General features: G+C 61.7%; 12 protein-coding genes, 2 tRNA genes and 3 rRNA genes. 6 read left to right on the top strand and 11 right to left on the bottom strand.

Translation table 11 applies throughout. From position 1 onward, the window contains the following. Positions 1-7 precede the first annotated feature (7 nt). Positions 8-436, bottom strand: coding sequence for a division/cell wall cluster transcriptional repressor MraZ (mraZ, locus tag ACP26O_RS02480; protein ID WP_006752433.1), 429 nt, complete (start codon positions 434-436; stop codon positions 8-10). 388 nt (positions 437-824) lie between these two features. Continuing rightward, positions 825-1,451: a 2-polyprenyl-3-methyl-6-methoxy-1,4-benzoquinone monooxygenase gene (coq7, locus tag ACP26O_RS02475; protein WP_175665356.1), complete on the bottom strand. Its 627-nt coding sequence runs from the start codon at positions 1,449-1,451 to the stop codon at positions 825-827. 277 nt (positions 1,452-1,728) lie between these two features. Here coq7 and ACP26O_RS02470 point away from each other — a divergent pair, with 277 nt between their 5' ends. Then, positions 1,729-2,886 (top strand): porin, encoded by a 1,158-nt coding sequence (locus tag ACP26O_RS02470; RefSeq protein ID WP_011655884.1) that lies wholly within the window; start codon positions 1,729-1,731, stop codon positions 2,884-2,886. A gap of 339 nt (positions 2,887-3,225) precedes the next feature. Here the strand turns inward: ACP26O_RS02470 and ACP26O_RS02465 are convergent, their stop codons facing one another. The 8 genes from ACP26O_RS02465 to ACP26O_RS02430 all read right to left on the bottom strand — a co-directional run bounded on the left by ACP26O_RS02465 (position 3,226) and on the right by ACP26O_RS02430 (position 13,998). Continuing rightward, positions 3,226-4,899, bottom strand: a complete 1,674-nt coding sequence (locus ACP26O_RS02465; RefSeq protein WP_426356286.1) for a long-chain fatty acid--CoA ligase — start codon at positions 4,897-4,899, stop codon at positions 3,226-3,228. Between the two features lie 136 nt (positions 4,900-5,035). Beyond that, a complete protein-coding gene (locus tag ACP26O_RS02460; protein ID WP_175665360.1) occupies positions 5,036-7,111 on the bottom strand; it encodes a molybdopterin-containing oxidoreductase family protein in 2,076 nt (691 codons plus the stop codon). 332 nt (positions 7,112-7,443) lie between these two features. Further along, positions 7,444-7,556 (bottom strand): 5S ribosomal RNA (gene rrf / locus ACP26O_RS02455). 129 nt (positions 7,557-7,685) lie between these two features. Further along, a 23S ribosomal RNA gene (locus ACP26O_RS02450) occupies positions 7,686-10,567 on the bottom strand. Positions 10,568-10,839: 272 nt separating this feature from the next. Next, positions 10,840-10,915, bottom strand: a tRNA-Ala gene (locus ACP26O_RS02445). Between the two features lie 86 nt (positions 10,916-11,001). Further along, a tRNA-Ile gene (locus ACP26O_RS02440) sits at positions 11,002-11,078 on the bottom strand. A 63-nt stretch (positions 11,079-11,141) separates the two neighbouring features. Then, positions 11,142-12,674: ribosomal RNA gene (locus ACP26O_RS02435) — 16S ribosomal RNA — on the bottom strand. The 16S, 23S and 5S rRNA genes sit together here with 2 tRNA genes alongside, the layout of an rRNA operon. A gap of 547 nt (positions 12,675-13,221) precedes the next feature. Next, positions 13,222-13,998, bottom strand: coding sequence for an enoyl-CoA hydratase (locus tag ACP26O_RS02430; RefSeq protein ID WP_121859163.1), 777 nt, complete (start codon positions 13,996-13,998; stop codon positions 13,222-13,224). Between the two features lie 129 nt (positions 13,999-14,127). On the opposite strand from ACP26O_RS02430, the gene paaN reads away from it, so the two are divergent. The 5 genes from paaN to paaK all read left to right on the top strand — a co-directional run bounded on the left by paaN (position 14,128) and on the right by paaK (position 19,752). Continuing rightward, positions 14,128-15,834, top strand: a complete 1,707-nt coding sequence (gene paaN, locus ACP26O_RS02425; RefSeq protein ID WP_175701417.1) for a phenylacetic acid degradation protein PaaN — start codon at positions 14,128-14,130, stop codon at positions 15,832-15,834. A gap of 87 nt (positions 15,835-15,921) precedes the next feature. Continuing rightward, complete coding sequence (gene pcaF / locus ACP26O_RS02420; RefSeq protein ID WP_175665960.1) at positions 15,922-17,124, top strand: 3-oxoadipyl-CoA thiolase; 1,203 nt, start codon at positions 15,922-15,924, stop codon at positions 17,122-17,124. 45 nt (positions 17,125-17,169) lie between these two features. Further along, the gene (gene paaG / locus ACP26O_RS02415; protein ID WP_175665961.1) at positions 17,170-17,961 is read left to right on the top strand and encodes a 2-(1,2-epoxy-1,2-dihydrophenyl)acetyl-CoA isomerase PaaG; all 792 of its coding nucleotides are present in this window, start codon (positions 17,170-17,172) and stop codon (positions 17,959-17,961) included. 1 nt (position 17,962) lies between these two features. Continuing rightward, positions 17,963-18,415 carry a hydroxyphenylacetyl-CoA thioesterase PaaI gene (paaI, locus tag ACP26O_RS02410; protein ID WP_126227100.1) on the top strand — a complete coding sequence of 151 codons (453 nt, stop codon included), beginning with the start codon at positions 17,963-17,965 and terminating at the stop codon, positions 18,413-18,415. Positions 18,416-18,453: 38 nt separating this feature from the next. Further along, positions 18,454-19,752: a phenylacetate--CoA ligase PaaK gene (gene paaK, locus ACP26O_RS02405; protein ID WP_175665962.1), complete on the top strand. Its 1,299-nt coding sequence runs from the start codon at positions 18,454-18,456 to the stop codon at positions 19,750-19,752. A gap of 142 nt (positions 19,753-19,894) precedes the next feature. Here the strand turns inward: paaK and mltA are convergent, their stop codons facing one another. Beyond that, complete coding sequence (mltA, locus tag ACP26O_RS02400) at positions 19,895-21,019, bottom strand: murein transglycosylase A (protein ID WP_244099053.1); 1,125 nt, start codon at positions 21,017-21,019, stop codon at positions 19,895-19,897. Positions 21,020-21,034 lie beyond the last annotated feature (15 nt).

The raw sequence follows: 21,034 nt of genomic DNA, 5'->3' as shown, positions 1-21,034 counted from the left end.
ACCGCAATCAGAACGTAAAGTTCTTGAGCGCATCGGGCATGCCCTGCGCCATCGCTGCCTGCTCCTTCGCGATGTAGGTCTGCGAATCCCACAGCTCGAAGTGACTACCCATTCCCAACAACATGACTTCCTTTTCCAGTCCGGCTGCCATCCGCAGCTCGGGCGATACGAGAATCCGGCCCGCGCTGTCGAGATCGACATCCATCGCATTGCCGAGAAAAATCCGCCGCCACCAATGGGCGTCCATCGGCAGCGCGGCGATCTTGGCGCGGAATACTTCCCATTCGGGGCGCGGAAACAGCAACAGGCAGCCGTCCGGGTGCTTGGTCACAGTCACCCGTCCTTCTGCCTGTCCTTGCAGCGCTTCGCGATAGCGAGACGGCACCGACATCCGCCCTTTCGCATCGAGCGTCAGCGCCGACGCCCCTTGGAACACTTTCCGCTCTCCCGTTCAGGGCACCGAAGCACCCGCCCAACGCTCAAGAATTTAGCCCGAACAGCCCGCCAAATCACACAAAAATACACTTTCTCACACTGTCTCCCACTTTAGAGGAAGGGTTTGGCACGGTCAAGGGAGCGGCCCGCTTTTTTGACGAATTTTGTTAGTTAGAACAAGGACTTACGCGCACATGCTCATGCCACCCCTCATACCAAAAACCGTTATAAATGAATGGGCTAGGGAAGCTTGTGAAGGTGATACGTGAGAAAGGCGGGCCAGACTGGCGTGCGGACGGGACTTTCGGGGGCGGGAAAACGCGGAAAAAACGGGCGGTATCGAGCTCTGCGGACCGGCGCGGCGTCGTGCGTCGCGCCGGCCCCGGATGTCAGAGATAGTACGCTGTGCGCGTCATGACTTTCGACGCGGCGCGCATCAGCATGCGCGCGGGCAGCGGCAGTTCGATGCCGCCGGCGTCGGTCGCGGCCTTGCCGTGCTTGACCTCGTCGACCCGCATCTGCTCGACGATCGCGCGCGACGCCGTGTCGGTGGCCGGCAACTCGGAAAGGTGCCCGTCGAGGTGGCTCTCGACCTGACGCTCCGTCTCCGCCATGAAGCCGAGGCTAACCTTGTCGCCCAGCGTGCCGGCAGCGACGCCGATCGCGAGCGCGCCGGCGTACCACAGCGGGTTGAGCAGGCTCGGACGCGAATCGAGTTCCTTCAGCCGATGCGCGGTCCACGCGAGGTGATCCTCCTCTTCGCGCGCGGCTTCCTCGAACATTGCCTTCGACGACGACGAGCGCGCGGTCAGCTTCTGCGCCTGATAAAGCGCCTGCGCACAGACCTCGCCGACATGGTTCACGCGCATCAGCCCGGCGGCATGCGCGCGCTCCGCGGGCGTCAGTTCGCCGACGGGCGGCTCCGCCGGCACGGGCACCGGGCGGCTCATCCGGCTAATGCCGGTCAGCGAGCGCAAGCCGCGATCGAATTCGCTGATCAGTTCATCCAACACCATCCTGTTCTCCTGGCTGCGTGTGCCGCCGCGGGCGGCAAAGGCACGTGCTCCGCTGCGTAACCGACTTGATTATTCAGCGGAAATTGCGGTTAACCCGTGATTTTAACCATTGTTGCATAAAGGAAACATGGCGACCTTGAGCGACGGCATTTCGCTTTGTCCGAAAAATCGGTTTTGCTACATTACGTGCGACTTCTTGCGAAGTTGGTGGGGCCCGTCAACAGAACATAACTATCCGCCCCGCCAAAAAAATTCAGTGATTCTTGGAGATCCGTTAATGAAAAAGTCGCTTCTCGCGCTCGTCGCGCTGGGCGCGTTCGCTGGCGCAGCTCATGCGCAAAGCAGCGTGACGCTTTACGGCATCATCGATGAAGGCTTCATCTTCAACAACAATGCGAAGGGCGGCCATCTGTACGGTCTGTCGAGCGGCGTGATGCAAGGCAGCCGCTTCGGCCTGCGCGGCACCGAAGATCTGGGCGGCGGCCTGAAGGCGGTCTTCGTGCTCGAGAACGGTTTTGACGTCAACTCCGGCAGGCTCGGCCAGGGCGGCCTGATGTTCGGCCGCCAGGCTTACGTCGGCCTGTCGAGCCAGTTCGGTACGGTCACGCTGGGTCGTCAGTACGACTCCGTCGTCGACTTCGTCGGCCCGCTCGAGGCAGGCGATCAGTGGGGCGGCTACATCGCTGCTCACCCGGGCGACCTCGACAACTTCAACAACGCGTACCGTGTGAACAACGCGGTCAAGTACACGAGCCCGACCTACGGCGGCTTCTCGTTCGGCGGCATGTACAGCTTCGGCGGTCAGGCCGGCCAGTTCTCGCGGAACCAGGTCTGGTCGCTCGGCGCCGGTTACAACAACGGCCCGCTGGTGTTGGGCGTCGGCTACTTGAACGCCCGCACGCCGGCGAACTTCGGCGGCATGTTCAACACCGGCGCATCGGCTGCCACGACGGCCGTGTCGTCGCCGGTGTACGGCGCGTACGCGAACAGCGCAAACACGTACCAGGTCATCGGTGCGGGCGGCGCATATACGTTCGGCGCGGCGACGATCGGCGCGACGTACTCGAACACGAAGTTCAAGGGCTTCTCGGTGGGTCCGTTCGTGAACCAGACCGCGACGTTCAACAACGGCGAAATCAACTTCAAGTATCAGTTGACCCCGGCGCTGATCGTCGGCGCCGCGTACGACTACACGCAAGGCAGCAAAATCGACGGCAACTCGGCAGCCAAGTACCACCAAGGCTCGCTGGGCGTCGACTACTTCCTGTCGAAGCGCACGGACGTCTACGTGATCGGCGTGTACCAGCATGCATCGGGCAACGCGCTCGACGCAGCAGGCAACGTCGTTCAGGCACATGCTTCGATCAACGGTCTCGACCCGTCGACGACCAGCAACCAGGTTGCAGCTCGCGTCGGTATCCGTCACAAGTTCTAATCAGCTTGTCTGACAAGCCGCTGCATATTGAAGGCGCCTTCGGGCGCCTTTTTCTTTGTTGAGCCGGGAAGCGAAGCGGTGAGCGGGACGGTCGCAGCACATCGCGGCGACTGCAACGTACCGTTCGCGGAGCTCCATCGACGCGCACGCCTTAGCCGATTGCTCGCGGAATGCGCCGAGCGCCAGTCGTCGCGCTTGAGGCATTCCATCGGCTGAGACGCATCCGGTCGAACGCGCGCGCCGTTCCAGCGATTGCCGCATCGGTGCCCCGCAGCCGCGACGTCGGCATCACAAACAAAAAAACCCGGCACAGGCCGGGCTCGTTGTTCGACTTCGGGGTTACGCGCGTCCGTCGCGCAATTCGCGCCGCAGGATCTTGCCGACGTTCGTCTTCGGCAGCTCCGTGCGGAACTCGACGAGTTTCGGCCGCTTGTAGCCGGTGAGCCGCTCCTTGCAGTACGCGAGGATGTCCTTGTCGGTCAGCGCCGGATCCTTCTTCACGACGAACAGCTTCACGGCTTCGCCCGAGTGCTCGTCCGGCACGCCGACCGCCGCCACCTCGAACACGCCCGGGTGGGACGCCACCACGTCCTCGACCTCGTTCGGATACACGTTGAAGCCGGATACCAGGATCATGTCCTTCTTCCGGTCGACGATCTTCACGTAACCGCGCGCGTCCATCACGCCGACGTCGCCGGTCTTGAAGAAACCGTCCGGGAACATGACCTTCTCGGTTTCATCCGGACGGTTCCAGTAGCCGGCCATGACCTGCGGTCCGCGGATACAGATCTCGCCCGGCTCGCCGAGCGCGACGTCCGCGCCGGCATCGTCGCGGATGGCAACCTCGGTCGACGGCAGCGGCAGGCCGATCGTCCCGCTGTACTCGGTCGCCGTCACGGGATTGCAGGTGGCGACCGGCGACGTTTCGGACAGGCCATACCCTTCGACGATCGCCGTATGGGTCTTCTCATACCAGCGCTTCGCGACGCTTTCCTGGATCGCCATGCCGCCGCCGTTGGCGATCGCGAGCTTCGACAGGTCGAGCTGGTTGAATTCGGGATGGTTCAGCAGCGCGTTGTACAGCGTGTTGACGGCCGGGATCGTCGAGATCTGGTAACCCTTCAGCTCCTTGATCATGCCGCCGATGTCGCGCGGGTTCGGAATCAGGATACCCATGCCGCCCGTGCGCATCGTCAGGAACCCGCAGACCGTCAGCGCAAACACGTGGTAGAGCGGCAGCGCGACGACCGTCACGAACTGCTTCACGTCGGGGTACTTCTCGTGCGCCGGATGGTGCCACGCGCCGGCCTGCAGCACGTTCGACACGATGTTCCGGTGCAGCAGCGTCGCGCCCTTCGCGACACCCGTCGTACCGCCCGTGTATTGAAGGAACGCGACGTCGTCGGGGCCGAGCTTCTGCGGCTTGAACGTCTGGCGCGCACCTTCCGACAGCGCGGCCTTGAAGCGCGTAAACGACGGAAGCTGCCAGGCCGGCACCATCTTCTTCACGTTGCGCACGACGTAATTGACCAGCCAGCCCTTGATGCCCAGCAGGTCGCCCATCGACGCGACCACCACATGCTTGACCGCCGTATTCGCAATGACGGCCTGCAACGTCGACGCGAAGTTCTCGAGGATGACGATCGCCTCCGCCCCGCTGTCCTTCAGCTGATGTTCGAGCTCGCGCGGCGTATAGAGCGGGTTGACGTTGACGACGGTGTAGCCCGCGCGCAGCACTGCGACGATCGCCACCGGATACTGCAGCACGTTCGGCATCATCAGGGCGACGCGCGCGCCGCGCGCCAGACCGCGCGATTGCAGCCATGCGCCGAACTGGCGCGACAGCGCATCGAGCTCGCCGTACGTGATGCTCTTGCCGATGCAGACGAACGCCTTGCGGTCGCGATACTGCCTGAAGCTTTCGTCGAGGAGATCCGGAATGGAAGGGTATGGGGACGCGTCAATTTCGGCTGGAACGCCGGGTGGGTACGATTTCAGCCAAATTTTTTCCATACTGCGCGTCTCCTCACAGATTTTCGAATGGTCGTGCTAAAACGCATCGTAACGGCTCGCAGGTCCCGCGACAACAGGGTTAGATGCTCACTTCCAACTTTCGAGCGATTTCGTCTGATCATATCTCGAAGTTCGGTCAAATCCGCTCAACTTCGACCAGACAATCGTAGAACGTCGCCGAGTTACCGAGATCGGTCAGCGCCTGGCTTGTCACTTCATTCGTGTTGCGCCCATCCGCCGATAGCTTCTTCCACCAGATCGACAGCCCGACGACGAGCCCTGGTCGCGCGCGGTCGGTGACTCTCGCAACTGCCTGCATCGAGCCGCGGTCGTTGAAGATGCGTACGACATCGCCCTCGTGGATGCCGCGCGCATCGGCGTCGGCCGGATGCAAGTCGAGGTGCGGCTGGCCTTCCGTGCTGCGCAGGCTGTCCACGTTGACGAACGTGCTGTTCAGGAAGTGCCGCGCCGGCGGCGAAATCATCGCGAGCGGATAGCGGGCGGCGAGTTCAGGCGCGGCCTCCGCCGATTCGAACGGCGGCAGGTAATCGGGCACCGGGTCCATGCCCATCTGTTCGAGTCGCGCGCTATGGAACTCGCATTTGCCGGACGGCGTACGGAAGCCGCCATTCGCGAAAGGCGCGTCCGCCACCTTGAGCTTCAGCCAGCCGGCACGCTTCAACGTATCCCAATTGCTGTCGAGCGCCGGGTCGTCCCAACGGAGCGCGGCCTGCGCGACCTCTTCATCGCTGTGAAAAAGCGCGGGCTCGTCGAGCCCCATGCTGCGGGCAATGCCACGAAAGATTTCGGTGTTTGGCCGTGCGTCGCCGACTGGCGGAATCGCCGGCAGATTCGCCATTACATAGGTGTGGCCGTACGACTTGTGGACGTCGAGATGCTCGAGCTGGGTTGTGGCCGGCAACACAATGTCGGCGAAATCGGCCGTATCGGTCTTGAAGTGTTCGAGAACGACCGTGAACAGATCTTCGCGCGCGAACCCCGCCGCTACTTTCGACGAGTCGGGCGCGACCGCGACTGGATTCGAATTGTAGACAATTACCGCTTCGACCCTCGGCCCGAAAGCCGCGTCGCCCGGATTCAGCAACGCATCGCCGATCGTGTTCATGTTGATGACGCGCGGCTGCTTGTGCGGCCAGCCGGGCATCAGATCGGGGCGCAGCAGCGCCGCGTGATTGACCGGCGCCGCTTCCGACGACGACAGCAGCAGGCCCCCTGCCCGGTCGCGCCACGCGCCCGTCAGCGCAGGCAGGCTCGCGACCGCGCGCACGGCATTGCCGCCGCCGCGGACGCGCTGCATCCCGTAATTGAGCCGGATCGCTGCCTTGCGAGTCGCACCGTAACGACGTGCGAGTTCGATCAGCTCCGACGCTTCGATGCCGCAGATCCGGGCGACACGTTCCGGCGGATAGGACAGGGCTCGCGCCTTGAGCGCGTCGAAGCCGAGCGTATGACGCGCGATGTAGTCGTGATCGAGCAGATCTTCGGTAATCAACACATGCATCATCCCGAGCGCGAACGCACCATCGGTGCCGGGTTTCAAAGCGATGTGCTGGTGACATTTCTCCGCCGTCAGCGAGCGGTACGGATCAATCGCGACCAGACGGGCACCGCGACGCTTGGCTTCCTGCGCGCGGGTCCAGAAGTGAAGGCTCGATGCGATGGGATTGGCGCCCCAGATCAGGATCAGCTCGCTTTCCTCGAAATGCTCGAGATGCATGCCGACGTTTCCGCCGTACGTATAGCGCAGGCCGGCCGCGCCGGCCGCGGAGCAAATTGCCCGCTCGAGCCGCGACGCGCCGATTTTGTGGAAGAACCGCTGCGCAATGCCTTCGCCCTGCACGAGCCCCATCGTTCCCGCATAGCTGTACGGCAGGATCGCCTCCGGCGCGCGCGCGGCGATTTCGCCGAGACGGCGGCCGATCTCGTCGAGCGCTTCGCTCCAGCTGATCGGCGCGAATCGCCCTTCTCCCTTCGCTCCGATGCGCTTGAGCGGAACGGTAAGACGGTCCGGATGATGAACGCGGTCCGCATATCGGCTGACTTTCGTACACAACACGCCTTGCGTGGGCGGATGGTCGGGATCGCCCGTGACCTTGAGCGCCCGGCCGTTTTCGACGGTCACGCGCATCGCGCAGGTGTCCGGACAATCGTGTGGGCATACGGCCCGAGCTATCTGAGTGGCGGCGTTCATCGTTTCGGATGCGACTGCGTGGAGAGGATTCGCAAATTTTACGTGGACGGGCCGAATAAGACGTCGATTCGTACGAATTTTCCGTCTATTTTGGAGAAAAGCAGAAGCGGAGGATGGAGAATATCGACGGTTGAGCGGCTTCGAACGGCCGGTGCGGCGGTACGGGTGTAGATGCAAACCCAGATGGCGGCTTCGCCGCGCCGATGCGGATAGCAAGGTTTGATCGGGGATAGAGACGAATAGGGCAATGAACTGATCTGGCTGCCATCGCTCTTTCCGCCGCGCCAATGCAAAAACCCCCGCCTTTCGGGCGGGGGTTTCTGGCTTAGGGAGCCTGACGATTACCTACTTTCACACGGGAATCCGCACTATCATCGGCGTAGAGTCGTTTCACGGTCCTGTTCGGGATGGGAAGGGGTGGGACCGACTCGCTATGGTCATCAGGCAAAGAGGGTTGTCACGTTGCTTCGCAACGCGACCAATCTGGGAAGAAGCAGTAATTTAGATTGTGTGTATCACACACGAGAATCCAACCGGTCCGACGCGCTCTGTCAGCGCGAAACAGACTTGTTATAGGATCAAGCCTTACGGGCAATTAGTATCAGTTAGCTGAACGCATTACTGCGCTTACACACCTGACCTATCAACGTCCTGGTCTCGAACGACCCTTCAAGGGGATCTAGTCCCCAGGGATATCTCATCTTAAGGCGAGTTTCCCGCTTAGATGCTTTCAGCGGTTATCTCTTCCGAACATAGCTACCCGGCGATGCCACTGGCGTGACAACCGGTACACCAGAGGTTCGTCCACTCCGGTCCTCTCGTACTAGGAGCAGCCCCCTTCAAATATCCAACGCCCACGGCAGATAGGGACCAAACTGTCTCACGACGTTTTAAACCCAGCTCACGTACCTCTTTAAATGGCGAACAGCCATACCCTTGGGACCGGCTACAGCCCCAGGATGAGATGAGCCGACATCGAGGTGCCAAACACCGCCGTCGATATGAACTCTTGGGCGGTATCAGCCTGTTATCCCCAGAGTACCTTTTATCCGTTGAGCGATGGCCCTTCCATACAGAACCACCGGATCACTATGACCTGCTTTCGCACCTGCTCGACTTGTCGGTCTCGCAGTTAAGCACGCTTATGCCATTGCACTATCAGCACGATTTCCGACCGTACCTAGCGTACCTTCGTACTCCTCCGTTACGCTTTGGGAGGAGACCGCCCCAGTCAAACTGCCTACCATGCACTGTCCCCGACCCGGATCACGGGCCAAGGTTAGAACCTCAAACAAACCAGGGTGGTATTTCAAGGACGGCTCCACCGAAACTAGCGTTCCGGTTTCATAGCCTCCCACCTATCCTACACAGATCGGTTCAAAGTCCAATGCAAAGCTACAGTAAAGGTTCATGGGGTCTTTCCGTCTAGCCGCGGGTAGATTGCATCATCACAAACACTTCAACTTCGCTGAGTCTCGGGAGGAGACAGTGTGGCCATCGTTACGCCATTCGTGCAGGTCGGAACTTACCCGACAAGGAATTTCGCTACCTTAGGACCGTTATAGTTACGGCCGCCGTTTACCGGGACTTCAATCAAGAGCTTGCACCCCATCATTTAATCTTCCGGCACCGGGCAGGCGTCACACCCTATACGTCCACTTTCGTGTTTGCAGAGTGCTGTGTTTTTATTAAACAGTCGCAGCCACCAGTTTATTGCAACCCCTTCACCCTCCTGGCGCAGGCCAGTCAAGCTACAAGGGCGTACCTTATCCCGAAGTTACGGTACCAATTTGCCGAGTTCCTTCTCCCGAGTTCTCTCAAGCGCCTTAGAATACTCATCTCGCCCACCTGTGTCGGTTTGCGGTACGGTCATCGTTAGACTGAAGCTTAGAGGCTTTTCTTGGAACCACTTCCAATTGCTTCGCTCCCTAAGGAGCTCGCGCCACACCCTTGAATTGCGCACCCGGATTTGCCTAAGTGCCTTCTCCAATGCAGCGACCGGGACTTCCAACACCCGGACAACCTTCCGCGATCCGTCCCCCCATCGCATCTAACAATGGTGCAGGAATATTGACCTGCTTCCCATCAGCTACGCATTTCTGCCTCGCCTTAGGGGCCGACTCACCCTACGCCGATGAACGTTGCGTAGGAAACCTTGGGCTTACGGCGAGGGGGCCTTTCACCCCCTTTATCGCTACTCATGTCAGCATTCGCACTTCCGATACCTCCAGCACGCTTTTCAACGCACCTTCGCAGGCTTACGGAACGCTCTCCTACCATGCGTGCATAGCACGCATCCGCAGCTTCGGTATATAGCTTAGCCCCGTTACATCTTCCGCGCAGGACGACTCGATCAGTGAGCTATTACGCTTTCTTTAAAGGGTGGCTGCTTCTAAGCCAACCTCCTGACTGTTTTAGCCTTCCCACTTCGTTTCCCACTTAGCTATATTTGGGGACCTTAGCTGGCGGTCTGGGTTGTTTCCCTCTTGACACCGGACGTTAGCACCCGATGTCTGTCTCCCGTGATTGCACTCTTCGGTATTCGGAGTTTGCTATGGCGGGGTAATCTGCAATAGACCCCCCAACCATGACAGTGCTCTACCCCCGAAGGTGAGACACGAGGCACTACCTAAATAGTTTTCGGAGAGAACCAGCTATTTCCAAGTTTGTTTAGCCTTTCACCCCTATCCACAGCTCATCCCCTAACTTTTCAACGTTAGTGGGTTCGGACCTCCAGTACGTGTTACCGCACCTTCATCCTGGCCATGGATAGATCACTTGGTTTCGGGTCTACGCCCAGCAACTGAACGCCCTATTCGGACTCGCTTTCGCTACGCCTGCCCTATACGGTTAAGCTTGCTACTGAACGTAAGTCGCTGACCCATTATACAAAAGGTACGCCGTCACCCCTTGCGAGGCTCCGACTGTTTGTATGCATGCGGTTTCAGGATCTATTTCACTCCCCTCCCGGGGTTCTTTTCGCCTTTCCCTCACGGTACTGGTTCACTATCGGTCGATCACGAGTATTTAGCCTTGGAGGATGGTCCCCCCATCTTCAGACAGGATTTCACGTGTCCCGCCCTACTTGTCGTACACTTAGTTCTTTCATACTGTTTTCGCCTACGGGGCTATCACCCGCTATGGCCGCACTTTCCAGAGCGTTCGGCTAACAATACAAATAAAGAGTACAAGGCTCATCCCATTTCGCTCGCCACTACTTTGGGAATCTCGGTTGATTTCTTTTCCTGCGGTTACTTAGATGTTTCAGTTCACCGCGTTCGCTTCGCATGGCCTATGTATTCAGCCATGGATACTCCAAAAGGAGTGGGTTTCCCCATTCGGACATCTACGGATCAAAGCTCGTTTGCCAGCTCCCCGTAGCTTTTCGCAGGCTACCGCGTCCTTCATCGCCTGTGATCGCCAAGGCATCCACCACATGCACTTGTTCGCTTGACCCTATAACGAGTCTGTCTCGTTACAGGTTGAGTTCTCGCGTTGTGCCGTATTCCAATTGAGCCGAACAATGAAGTTCGAATCATCTTGAGATACATCGATACAATCACAACCCGGATAGTTTTCACGTCCATCTCAAGACGCTTCCGCTATCCAAATTACTTACTTCTTCCAGATTGTTAAAGAACGACAGCCGATATCTGTTGATATCACTCTGACTGGCTCAATCGCCAATGACAAAAATTCGATGACGTCGAACACTTGTCATTGAGGATTGGTGGAGGCAGACGGGATCGAACCGACGACCCCCTGCTTGCAAAGCAGGTGCTCTCCCAGCTGAGCTATGCCCCCATGTGTACAGAGATCTCAGGTTTCAGCCTAGCGGTAGAGGTATTCGTAAGCGCTGAAGCGCTAACGATCACCGACACGTCAGACAATGGTGGGTCTGGTTGGATTCGAACCAACGACCCCCGCCTTATCAAGACGGTGCTCTAACCGACTGAGCTACAGACCCCTGAGTCTGTCTTTAATTTACAGCCGATAAGCGTGAGCGCTCAACTTTGCGAGATAGCTCTGGAAAGGAGGTGATCCAGCCGCACCTTCCGATACGGCTACCTTGTTACGACTTCACCCCAGTCATGAATCCTACCGTGGTGACCGTCCTCCTTGCGGTTAGACTAGCCACTTCTGGTAAAACCCACTCCCATGGTGTGACGGGCGGTGTGTACAAGACCCGGGAACGTATTCACCGCGGCATGCTGATCCGCGATTACTAGCGATTCCAGCTTCATGCACTCGAGTTGCAGAGTGCAATCCGGACTACGATCGGTTTTCTGGGATTAGCTCCCCCTCGCGGGTTGGCAACCCTCTGTTCCGACCATTGTATGACGTGTGAAGCCCTACCCATAAGGGCCATGAGGACTTGACGTCATCCCCACCTTCCTCCGGTTTGTCACCGGCAGTCTCCTTAGAGTGCTCTTGCGTAGCAACTAAGGACAAGGGTTGCGCTCGTTGCGGGACTTAACCCAACATCTCACGACACGAGCTGACGACAGCCATGCAGCACCTGTGCGCCGGTTCTCTTTCGAGCACTCCCACCTCTCAGCAGGATTCCGACCATGTCAAGGGTAGGTAAGGTTTTTCGCGTTGCATCGAATTAATCCACATCATCCACCGCTTGTGCGGGTCCCCGTCAATTCCTTTGAGTTTTAATCTTGCGACCGTACTCCCCAGGCGGTCAACTTCACGCGTTAGCTACGTTACTAAGGAAATGAATCCCCAACAACTAGTTGACATCGTTTAGGGCGTGGACTACCAGGGTATCTAATCCTGTTTGCTCCCCACGCTTTCGTGCATGAGCGTCAGTATTGGCCCAGGGGGCTGCCTTCGCCATCGGTATTCCTCCACATCTCTACGCATTTCACTGCTACACGTGGAATTCTACCCCCCTCTGCCATACTCTAGCCTGCCAGTCACCAATGCAGTTCCCAGGTTGAGCCCGGGGATTTCACATCGGTCTTAGCAAACCGCCTGCGCACGCTTTACGCCCAGTAATTCCGATTAACGCTCGCACCCTACGTATTACCGCGGCTGCTGGCACGTAGTTAGCCGGTGCTTATTCTTCCGGTACCGTCATCCCCCGGCTATATTAGAACCAAGGATTTCTTTCCGGACAAAAGTGCTTTACAACCCGAAGGCCTTCTTCACACACGCGGCATTGCTGGATCAGGCTTTCGCCCATTGTCCAAAATTCCCCACTGCTGCCTCCCGTAGGAGTCTGGGCCGTGTCTCAGTCCCAGTGTGGCTGGTCGTCCTCTCAGACCAGCTACTGATCGTCGCCTTGGTAGGCCTTTACCCCACCAACTAGCTAATCAGCCATCGGCCAACCCTATAGCGCGAGGCCCGAAGGTCCCCCGCTTTCATCCGTAGATCGTATGCGGTATTAATCCGGCTTTCGCCGGGCTATCCCCCACTACAGGACATGTTCCGATGTATTACTCACCCGTTCGCCACTCGCCACCAGGTGCAAGCACCCGTGCTGCCGTTCGACTTGCATGTGTAAGGCATGCCGCCAGCGTTCAATCTGAGCCAGGATCAAACTCTTCAGTTTAAACCTGTTACTGTTTTCGGTTCGGTTAAGAACCGGTCGCTCACTCAAAGCTGACAGGAATATGAATCACTTCATAAACCTGACTTACTTTAGTGTGAGACTCTTGATACTTTCGCCATCTGATCCGAAGATCAGCTCGCTTCCATCAAGCGCCCACACTTATCGGCTGTTAATTTTTAAAGAGCATTTCTGCGAGAAACCTTCTGTTTCTCAGCAGCGCTGCGTTTTCAGCAGCAGAGAAGCGAGATTATGAACCGTCTTTCTTCGCTCGTCAACAACTTTCTGAACTGCTTCGTTGCGACGGCGAGGGGTTCAACTTCGTGTGCGCCGGGGTTCCTACAGCAACCTTCGTCAGCACCGCTTCCCTTTCCTCCCGCGCTCCGTTTCCGTTAGCGCGAAAGAGGCGTGATTCTAAGCACCCGCCCCTGTCCACGCAACCCCTTTGTGAAAATATTTTGAAAAAGCCCCGGTGCGCTGCCGCGCACGGGGGCTTGGGGTTCGTTGCACCAGGAGATCCTGCCGGCGACCGACACCAGTCGCCACCGAATCAGCGGTGCTTGAATACCGGCTTCCGCTTCTCGACGAATGCCGCCATCCCTTCCTTCTGATCTTCGGTCGCGAACAGCGAATGGAACAGTCGACGCTCGAAATGAACGCCCTCGGCCAGCGTCGTCTCATACGCACGGTTCACCGACTCCTTGACCATCATGACCGCCGGCAGCGAAAACTCGGCGATCGTCGTCGCCGCGGCAATCGCTTCGTCGAGCAACTTGTCGGCCGGCAGCACGCGCGAAACGAGCCCTGCCCGCTCCGCCTCGGCCGCATCCATGAAGCGCGCGGTCAGGCACATGTCCATCGCCTTCGCCTTCGACACCGCGCGCGGCAGGCGCTGCGTGCCGCCCGCACCCGGCATCACGCCCAGCTTGATTTCGGGCTGGCCGAACTTGGCTGTATCCGCCGCGAAGATGATGTCGCACATCATCGCGAGCTCGCAGCCGCCGCCGAGCGCGAACCCCGCCACGGCAGCAATGATCGGCTTGCGGATTTCGCGGACGGTCTCCCAGTTACGCGTGATGTAGTCGCCGCGGTACACATCCATATAGGAATAGGTGGCCATCATGCCGATGTCGGCCCCGGCCGCGAATGCCTTCTCGCTCCCCGTCACGACGATCGCGCCGATCTCGTCGTCCGCGTCGAACGCTTTCAGCGCAGCGCCCAACTCATCCATCAACGCATCGTTCAGCGCATTGAGCGCCTTCGGGCGGTTGAGCGTGACCAGCCCGACACGCCCGCGGGTCTCCACCAGGATGTTCTCGTAAGACATCTATTTCTCCTCGATCAATGAAATGAGAAACGCCTCGCACACGCGAATAGTTTGATGCTACCATTCTCCGACCAACCGGTCGGTTAATTAATCGATCCAATCCCTCTCAACGTCCATCAGGCTGCCGTCATGACCCATGCACTGTTCACGAAGCACGAAGACACGCTGAAACACGCCCTCGCCGCCATCGAGAGCCGCGGGTACTGGAGCCCGTTCGCGGAGATGCCGAGTCCCAAAGTGTACGGGGAAAGCGCCAACGCGGAAGGTGAAGCGGCGTTCAAAGCACACCTCGGCAATACGTTCGCGCTCGGCCAGCCGGCGTCCGGCGGAACCGTGGGCGCGGAGCAGTCGCCTTACGGGATCGCACTCGGCATCCGCTATCCGAAATCGACGCCCGACGAGCTGATTGCGGCCGCGGCCGCTGCCCAGCGGGCATGGCGCGAAGCCGGCCCGAGCGCGTGGATTGGCGTCAGCCTCGAAATCCTTGCGCGGCTGAACCGTGCAAGCTTCGAGATTGCCTACAGCGTGATGCACACCACGGGCCAGGCGTTCATGATGGCGTTCCAGGCCGGCGGCCCGCATGCGCAGGATCGCGCACTCGAAGCGGTCGCCTATGCGTGGGACGAACTGCGTCGCATCCCCGCCGATGCGCACTGGGAAAAGCCGCAAGGCAAGAACCCGCCGCTCGCGATGCACAAGCGCTATACGATCGTCCCGCGCGGCACCGGCCTCGTGCTCGGCTGCTGCACGTTCCCGACCTGGAACGGCTACCCCGGCCTGTTCGCCGACCTGGCGACCGGCAACACGGTGATCGTCAAACCACACCCGGGTGCGATCCTGCCGCTCGCGATCACGGTTCGCATCGCCCGCGACGTGCTGCGCGAGGCCGGCTTCGATCCGAACGTCGTCACGCTTCTCGCAACCGAGCCGAACGACGGCGCCCTCGTCCAGGACGTCGCGCTGCGTCCTGAAATCAAGCTGATCGACTTCACGGGCAGCACGCAAAACGGCACGTGGCTCGAACGCCATGCCCATCAGGCCCAGGTTTATACGGAGAAGGCCGGCGTCAACCAGATCGTGATCGACTCGACCGACGACCTGAAGGCCGCGGCGAAGAACATCGCGTTCTCGCTGGCGCTGTACTCCGGCCAGATGTGCACCGCACCGCAGAACATCTACGTGCCGCGCGACGGCATCCGGACGGCGGACGGCCACGCGAGCTTCGACGAAGTCGCGCAGGCGATCGCCGTGTCCGTGCAGAAGCTGACCGGCGACCCGGCTCGCTCGGTCGAACTGATCGGCGCGATCCAGAACGACGGCGTGACCGCGCGCATCGACGACGCCCGCAAGCTCGGTCGCGTGCTCGCCGACAGCCAGACGCTCCAGCACCCGGCGTTCGCCGACGCGCGCGTGCGCACGCCGCTGGTGCTGCAGCTCGACGTGGCCGACCGCGCGAAATTCACGCAGGAGTGGTTCGGCCCGATCTCGTTCGTGATCGCGACCGACTCGACCGCCCAGTCGCTCGATCTCGCCGGCGAAATCGCCGCGGAGCATGGCGCGCTGACGCTCTCCGTCTACAGCACCGACGAGAAGACCCTCGACGCCGCGCACGATGCGGCGGTGCGTGGCGGCGTCGCACTGTCGATCAACCTGACGGGTGGTGTGTTCGTCAACCAGTCGGCCGCGTTCTCCGACTTCCACGGCACCGGTGCAAACCCGGCCGCCAACGCCGCGCTGGCCGACCCGGCGTTCGTCGCCAACCGGTTCCGCGTGGTGCAAAGCCGCGTCCATGTTGCGCCGAAGGCCGTGCCCGCGGAAGTCGGCCAGACTGCATAACCCGAATGGCCGACGTGCAAACGCCGCCACATTCCTTACCATGAACGAATTCGCCACCCGGCGGGTTCGTTGCACATCGACACACCCATGACCGACGCCTACATCTGCGACGCGATTCGCACCCCCATCGGCCGCTACGGCGGCGCCCTGAAAGACGTTCGTGCCGACGATCTCGGCGCGGTACCGCTCAAGGCGCTGATCGAACGCAACCAGAACGTCGACTGGTCGGCGATCGACGACGTGATCTATGGCTGCGCGAATCAGGCCGGCGAAGACAACCGCAACGTCGCGCGCATGTCCGCGCTGCTCGCGGGCCTGCCGACCGCCGTGCCGGGCACGACGCTGAACCGGTTGTGCGGCTCGGGCATGGACGCCGTCGGCACGGCCGCGCGCGCGATCAAGGCGGGCGAGGCACGCTTGATGATCGCGGGCGGCGTCGAAAGCATGACGCGCGCGCCGTTCGTGATGGGCAAGGCCGCCAGCGCATTCGCGCGCCAGGCCGCCATGTTCGACACGACGATTGGCTGGCGTTTCATCAATCCGCTGATGAAACAGCAATACGGCGTCGATTCGATGCCCGAGACGGCCGAGAACGTCGCGGTCGACTACAACATCAGCCGCGCCGACCAGGATCTGTTCGCGCTGCGCAGCCAGCAGAAGGCCGCGCGTGCGCAGCAGGACGGCACGCTCGCCGCCGAAATCGTCCGCGTCACGATTGCGCAGAAAAAGGGCGACGCGCTCGTCGTATCACTCGACGAGCATCCGCGCGAAACATCGCTCGAAGCGCTCGCGAAGCTGAAGGGCGTCGTGCGTCCCGACGGCTCGGTAACGGCCGGCAACGCGTCGGGCGTCAACGACGGCGCATGCGCACTGCTGCTCGCCAACGCGGAAGCCGCCGATCAATATGGGCTGCGCCGCCGCGCGCGTGTCGTCGGCATGGCGAGCGCCGGCGTCGAGCCGCGCGTGATGGGTATCGGCCCGGCGCCGGCCACGCAGAAACTGTTGCGCCAGCTCGGCATGACGATCGACCAGTTCGACGTGATCGAGCTGAACGAAGCGTTCGCGTCGCAGGGTCTCGCGGTGCTGCGCATGCTCGGCGTCGCCGACGACGATCCTCGCGTGAACCCGAACGGCGGTGCGATCGCGCTCGGCCACCCGCTCGGCGCATCGGGTGCCCGGCTCGTGACCACGGCGCTTCACCAACTCGAGCGTACGGGCGGCCGCTTTGCGCTCTGTACGATGTGCATCGGCGTCGGCCAGGGCATCGCGATCGCGATCGAACGCGTGTAACCGACGCGCCGCGCGCCTATAACGAAGTCATGAAGGAGACTCTGCATGTCATATCAGGCGATCCAGCTGGATATCGATCAGGCGGCCCGCGTGGCCACGATCACCCTCAACCGTCCGGACAAGCTGAACAGCTTCACGCGGGCGATGCACCGCGAACTGCAGTCGGCGCTCGATGAAGTCGACGCGAGCGGCGCGCGTGCGCTGATCCTGACGGGTGCGGGGCGCGGCTTCTGCGCGGGCCAGGATCTGGCCGACCTCGACTTCACGCCAGGCGCGTCCACCGATCTCGGCACGCTGATCGACGAGCACTTCAATCCGCTGATCCGCCGCCTGCAACGCATGCCGATTCCGGTGATCGCCGCCGTCAACGGTACGGCGGCCGGCGCCGGCGCGAATCTCGCGCTCGCATGCGACATCGTATTTGCCGCGCGCTCGAGCAGTTTCATCCAGGCCTTCGTCAAGATCGGGCTCGTACCCGATTCGGGCGGCACCTGGTTCCTGCCGCAACGCGTCGGCATGGCCCGCGCGCTCGGGCTCGCCCTGACCGGCGACAAGCTCGGCGCCGAACAGGCCGAACAATGGGGCTTGATCTGGCGTGCGGTCGACGACGACGCGCTCGCCGCGTCGGCCCGACGGGTCGCCAACCAGCTCGCGCAGCAGCCGACGCTCGCGATCGCATCGATCAAGCAGGCGATGCGCGACAGCATGACGAATACGCTCGACCAGCAGCTCGACCTCGAGCGCGACCTGCAGCGCAAGCTCGGCCAGTCGGCCGACTACGCGGAAGGCGTACAGGCGTTCATCGAGAAGCGCGCGCCGCGCTTCGAGGGGCGTTGACATGACCACGTCCACCGACACGCTCGCCCCCGATGCGCTCGCCCGTGCGACGGCGCAGGCCATGTACGATGCGGACGCCTGCAGCCGCGCGTTCGGCATGGAAATCGCCGAAGTGCGCGCCGGCTACGCTCGCCTGCAAATGCGCGTACGGCCGGAATTCCTGAACGGACACCAGACCTGCCACGGCGGCATCATCTTCACCCTCGCCGATTCGACGTTCGCGTTCGCGTGCAACTCGTACAACCTGAATACCGTCGCGGCGGGCTGCTCGATCGAATACCTGCGCCCTGTATACGGCAATGACCAACTGACGGCCGAGGCGATCGAACAGACGCGCAACGGCCGGTACGGCATCTACGACATCCGCGTCACGAACCAGGCAGGCGAAACGGTCGCCATGTTTCGCGGCAAATCGGCCCAGATCAAGGGCACGGTCCTCCCGGAAGACCGCTGACGCGCACGGCTCGCTCATAACAATCACTGGAGACACGCATGACCACCCCGCTACCGCTCGAGCCGATCGAGACCGCCTCACGCGACGAGTTGACCGCGCTGCAACTCGAACGCCTGAAATGGTCGCTCCGGCATGCGTATGAGCACTCCCCCGTCTATCGCCGCAAATTCGACGAAGCGGGCGTGCATCCCGACGACCTGAAAACGCTCGCGGATCTGTCGCGCTTCCCGTTCACGACCAAGAGCGACCTGCGCGACAGCTATCCGTTCGGGATGTTCGCGGTGCCGCAGGACCAGATCTCGCGCATTCACGCGTCGTCGGGCACGACCGGCAAGCCGACCGTCGTCGGCTATACGGCGCGCGACATCGACACGTGGGCGAATCTCGTCGCGCGCTCGATCCGCGCGGCCGGCGCGCGCCGCGGCGACAAGGTTCACGTCAGCTACGGCTACGGGCTATTCACGGGCGGGCTCGGCGCGCACTACGGCGCCGAACGCGCGGGGCTGACGGTGATCCCGTTCGGCGGCGGCCAGACCGAGAAGCAGGTGCAGCTGATCCAGGATTTCCGGCCCGACATCATCATGGTGACGCCGAGCTACATGCTGTCGATCGCCGACGAGATCGAGCGCCAGGGCCTCGATCCCGCGCAAAGCTCGTTGCGCATCGGCATCTTCGGCGCGGAACCGTGGACCAACGACATGCGCGTGGCCATCGAGCAGCGCATGGGCATCGATGCGGTCGATATCTACGGGCTGTCCGAAGTGATGGGTCCGGGCGTCGCGTCGGAATGCGTCGAGACCAAGGACGGGCCGACCATCTGGGAAGACTACTTCTACCCGGAAATCATCGACCCCGAGACCGGCGAAGTGCTGCCGGATGGCGAACTCGGCGAGCTGGTGTTCACGTCGCTGACGAAGGAAGCGTTGCCGATCGTCCGCTACCGGACGCGCGACCTCACGCGTCTGCTGCCCGGCACCGCGCGCACGATGCGCCGGATGGAAAAAATCACCGGGCGTTCGGACGACATGATGATCGTGCGGGGCGTCAATGTCTTCCCGACGCAAATCGAGGAACAGCTGCTGAAGCAGCACGCGCTCGCGCCGCACTATCAGATCGTGCTGACGAAGGAAGGGCCGCTCGACGTGCTGACGCTCAACGTCGAACCGTGTCCCGAAACGGCCCCCGACACGGCGGCGATCCACGCGGCCAGGCAGGCGCTCGCGCACGACATCAAGTCGCTGATCGGCGTGACGGCCGTGATCAACGTGCTGCCCGTGAACGGGATCGAGCGCTCGGTCGGCAAGGCACGCCGCGTGATCGACAAGCGCAAGGGCTGACATTCGCCGCGGCCCCCTCGCCCCGCGAAGCAGCAATCGCGTGCACAAAAAAACAGCCCGAACCGGCCAATAAACCGATCGGGCTGTTTCGTCTCGATGCCCGGCTACACGTGCACGCCGGCACCGCCGCGCATCACGAACATCACGAATTCGGGAACAGCAGCCACATCCGGCCGGTCTGCTTCATCCGCCCGGCCTGATCGCCGGCGTCGTCGCCGAGCCCCCAGAAATAGTCGGCCCGCACGCCGCCCCGGATCGCCGAGCCCGTATCCTGCGCGAACACGAGCCGGTTCATCGGCGTATTCGTCAACGGACGCGTGGTCTGCAGGAACACGGGCGTGCCGAGCGGGATCGACGAAGGATCGACCGCGATCGAACGCTCGGGCGTGAGCGGCACGCCGAGCGCGCCGATCGGGCCGTCCGCACCGCCGTGCGGCGCATCTTCCTTGGTCGGCATGTCACGGAAGAACACGAAGCGCGGATTCGTGTCGAGCAACGCGTCGACGCGAGTCGGGTTCGCCTTCGCCCACGCCTTGATGCCCTGCATCGTCGCCTGTGCAGGCGTCAACTCGCCGCGATCGAGCAGCCACTTGCCGATCGAACGGTACGGCTGGTTGTTGGTCCCGCCGAAACCGACCCGCATCACCGAGCCGTCGTCGAGCAGCACGCGTCCGGAACCCTGCACCTGCAGGAAGAACGCCTCGATCGGATCGTCGACCCACACGAGTTCGTTGCCGTTCAGGATGCCGGCGCGCTCGAGCTGCGCGCGAGCGGGCAGCGCGGCGCCGGCGCGATAGCCTGCCGGCCAGCGGTACAGCGCGTACTGGTAAGGGCCGCGACGCACGCGCGAGCCGTGCAGCAGCGGCTCGTAGTAGCCGGTCACGAGCCCGTCGAGCGTGCCGTCGGTGTTCGCCAGCTGAAACGGCGTGAAATACGTTTCGAAGAATGCCCGCGCGCCGCTGACGTCGAGTTCGTCGAGGCGATCGGCCGCCGCGCAGGCGCGCTGCCACGCCGGCTGGCGCGCGAGCCGCACGCAATTCTGCCGCAGCGCGGCCGCCGCGCCGATCAGCGAATCGTCCTGCCAGCCGGGCACCTGCTGCCAGGCGACCGGCGTCAGCCGCTTCGCGGCGATCTGCCCCGGCACGATCGCCGTGCCGGTCGGCGGCTTGAGCGTCGACGTTCGCGTCGGCGCGCCGCCGCACGCGGCAAGCAGTGCGGCCGTCGCGGCCGCTACAACCCAGCCGGCCAGCCGGGGCCCAAACCACATACAATGTCCGTTCTT

It is taken from the genome of Burkholderia sp. R-40 (genome assembly GCF_049942845.1).
GTDB classification, from domain to species: domain Bacteria; phylum Pseudomonadota; class Gammaproteobacteria; order Burkholderiales; family Burkholderiaceae; genus Burkholderia; species Burkholderia ambifaria.
The sequence above is the reverse complement of the archived record's forward strand: the minus strand, read 5'-3'. Positions and strand labels throughout refer to the sequence as shown.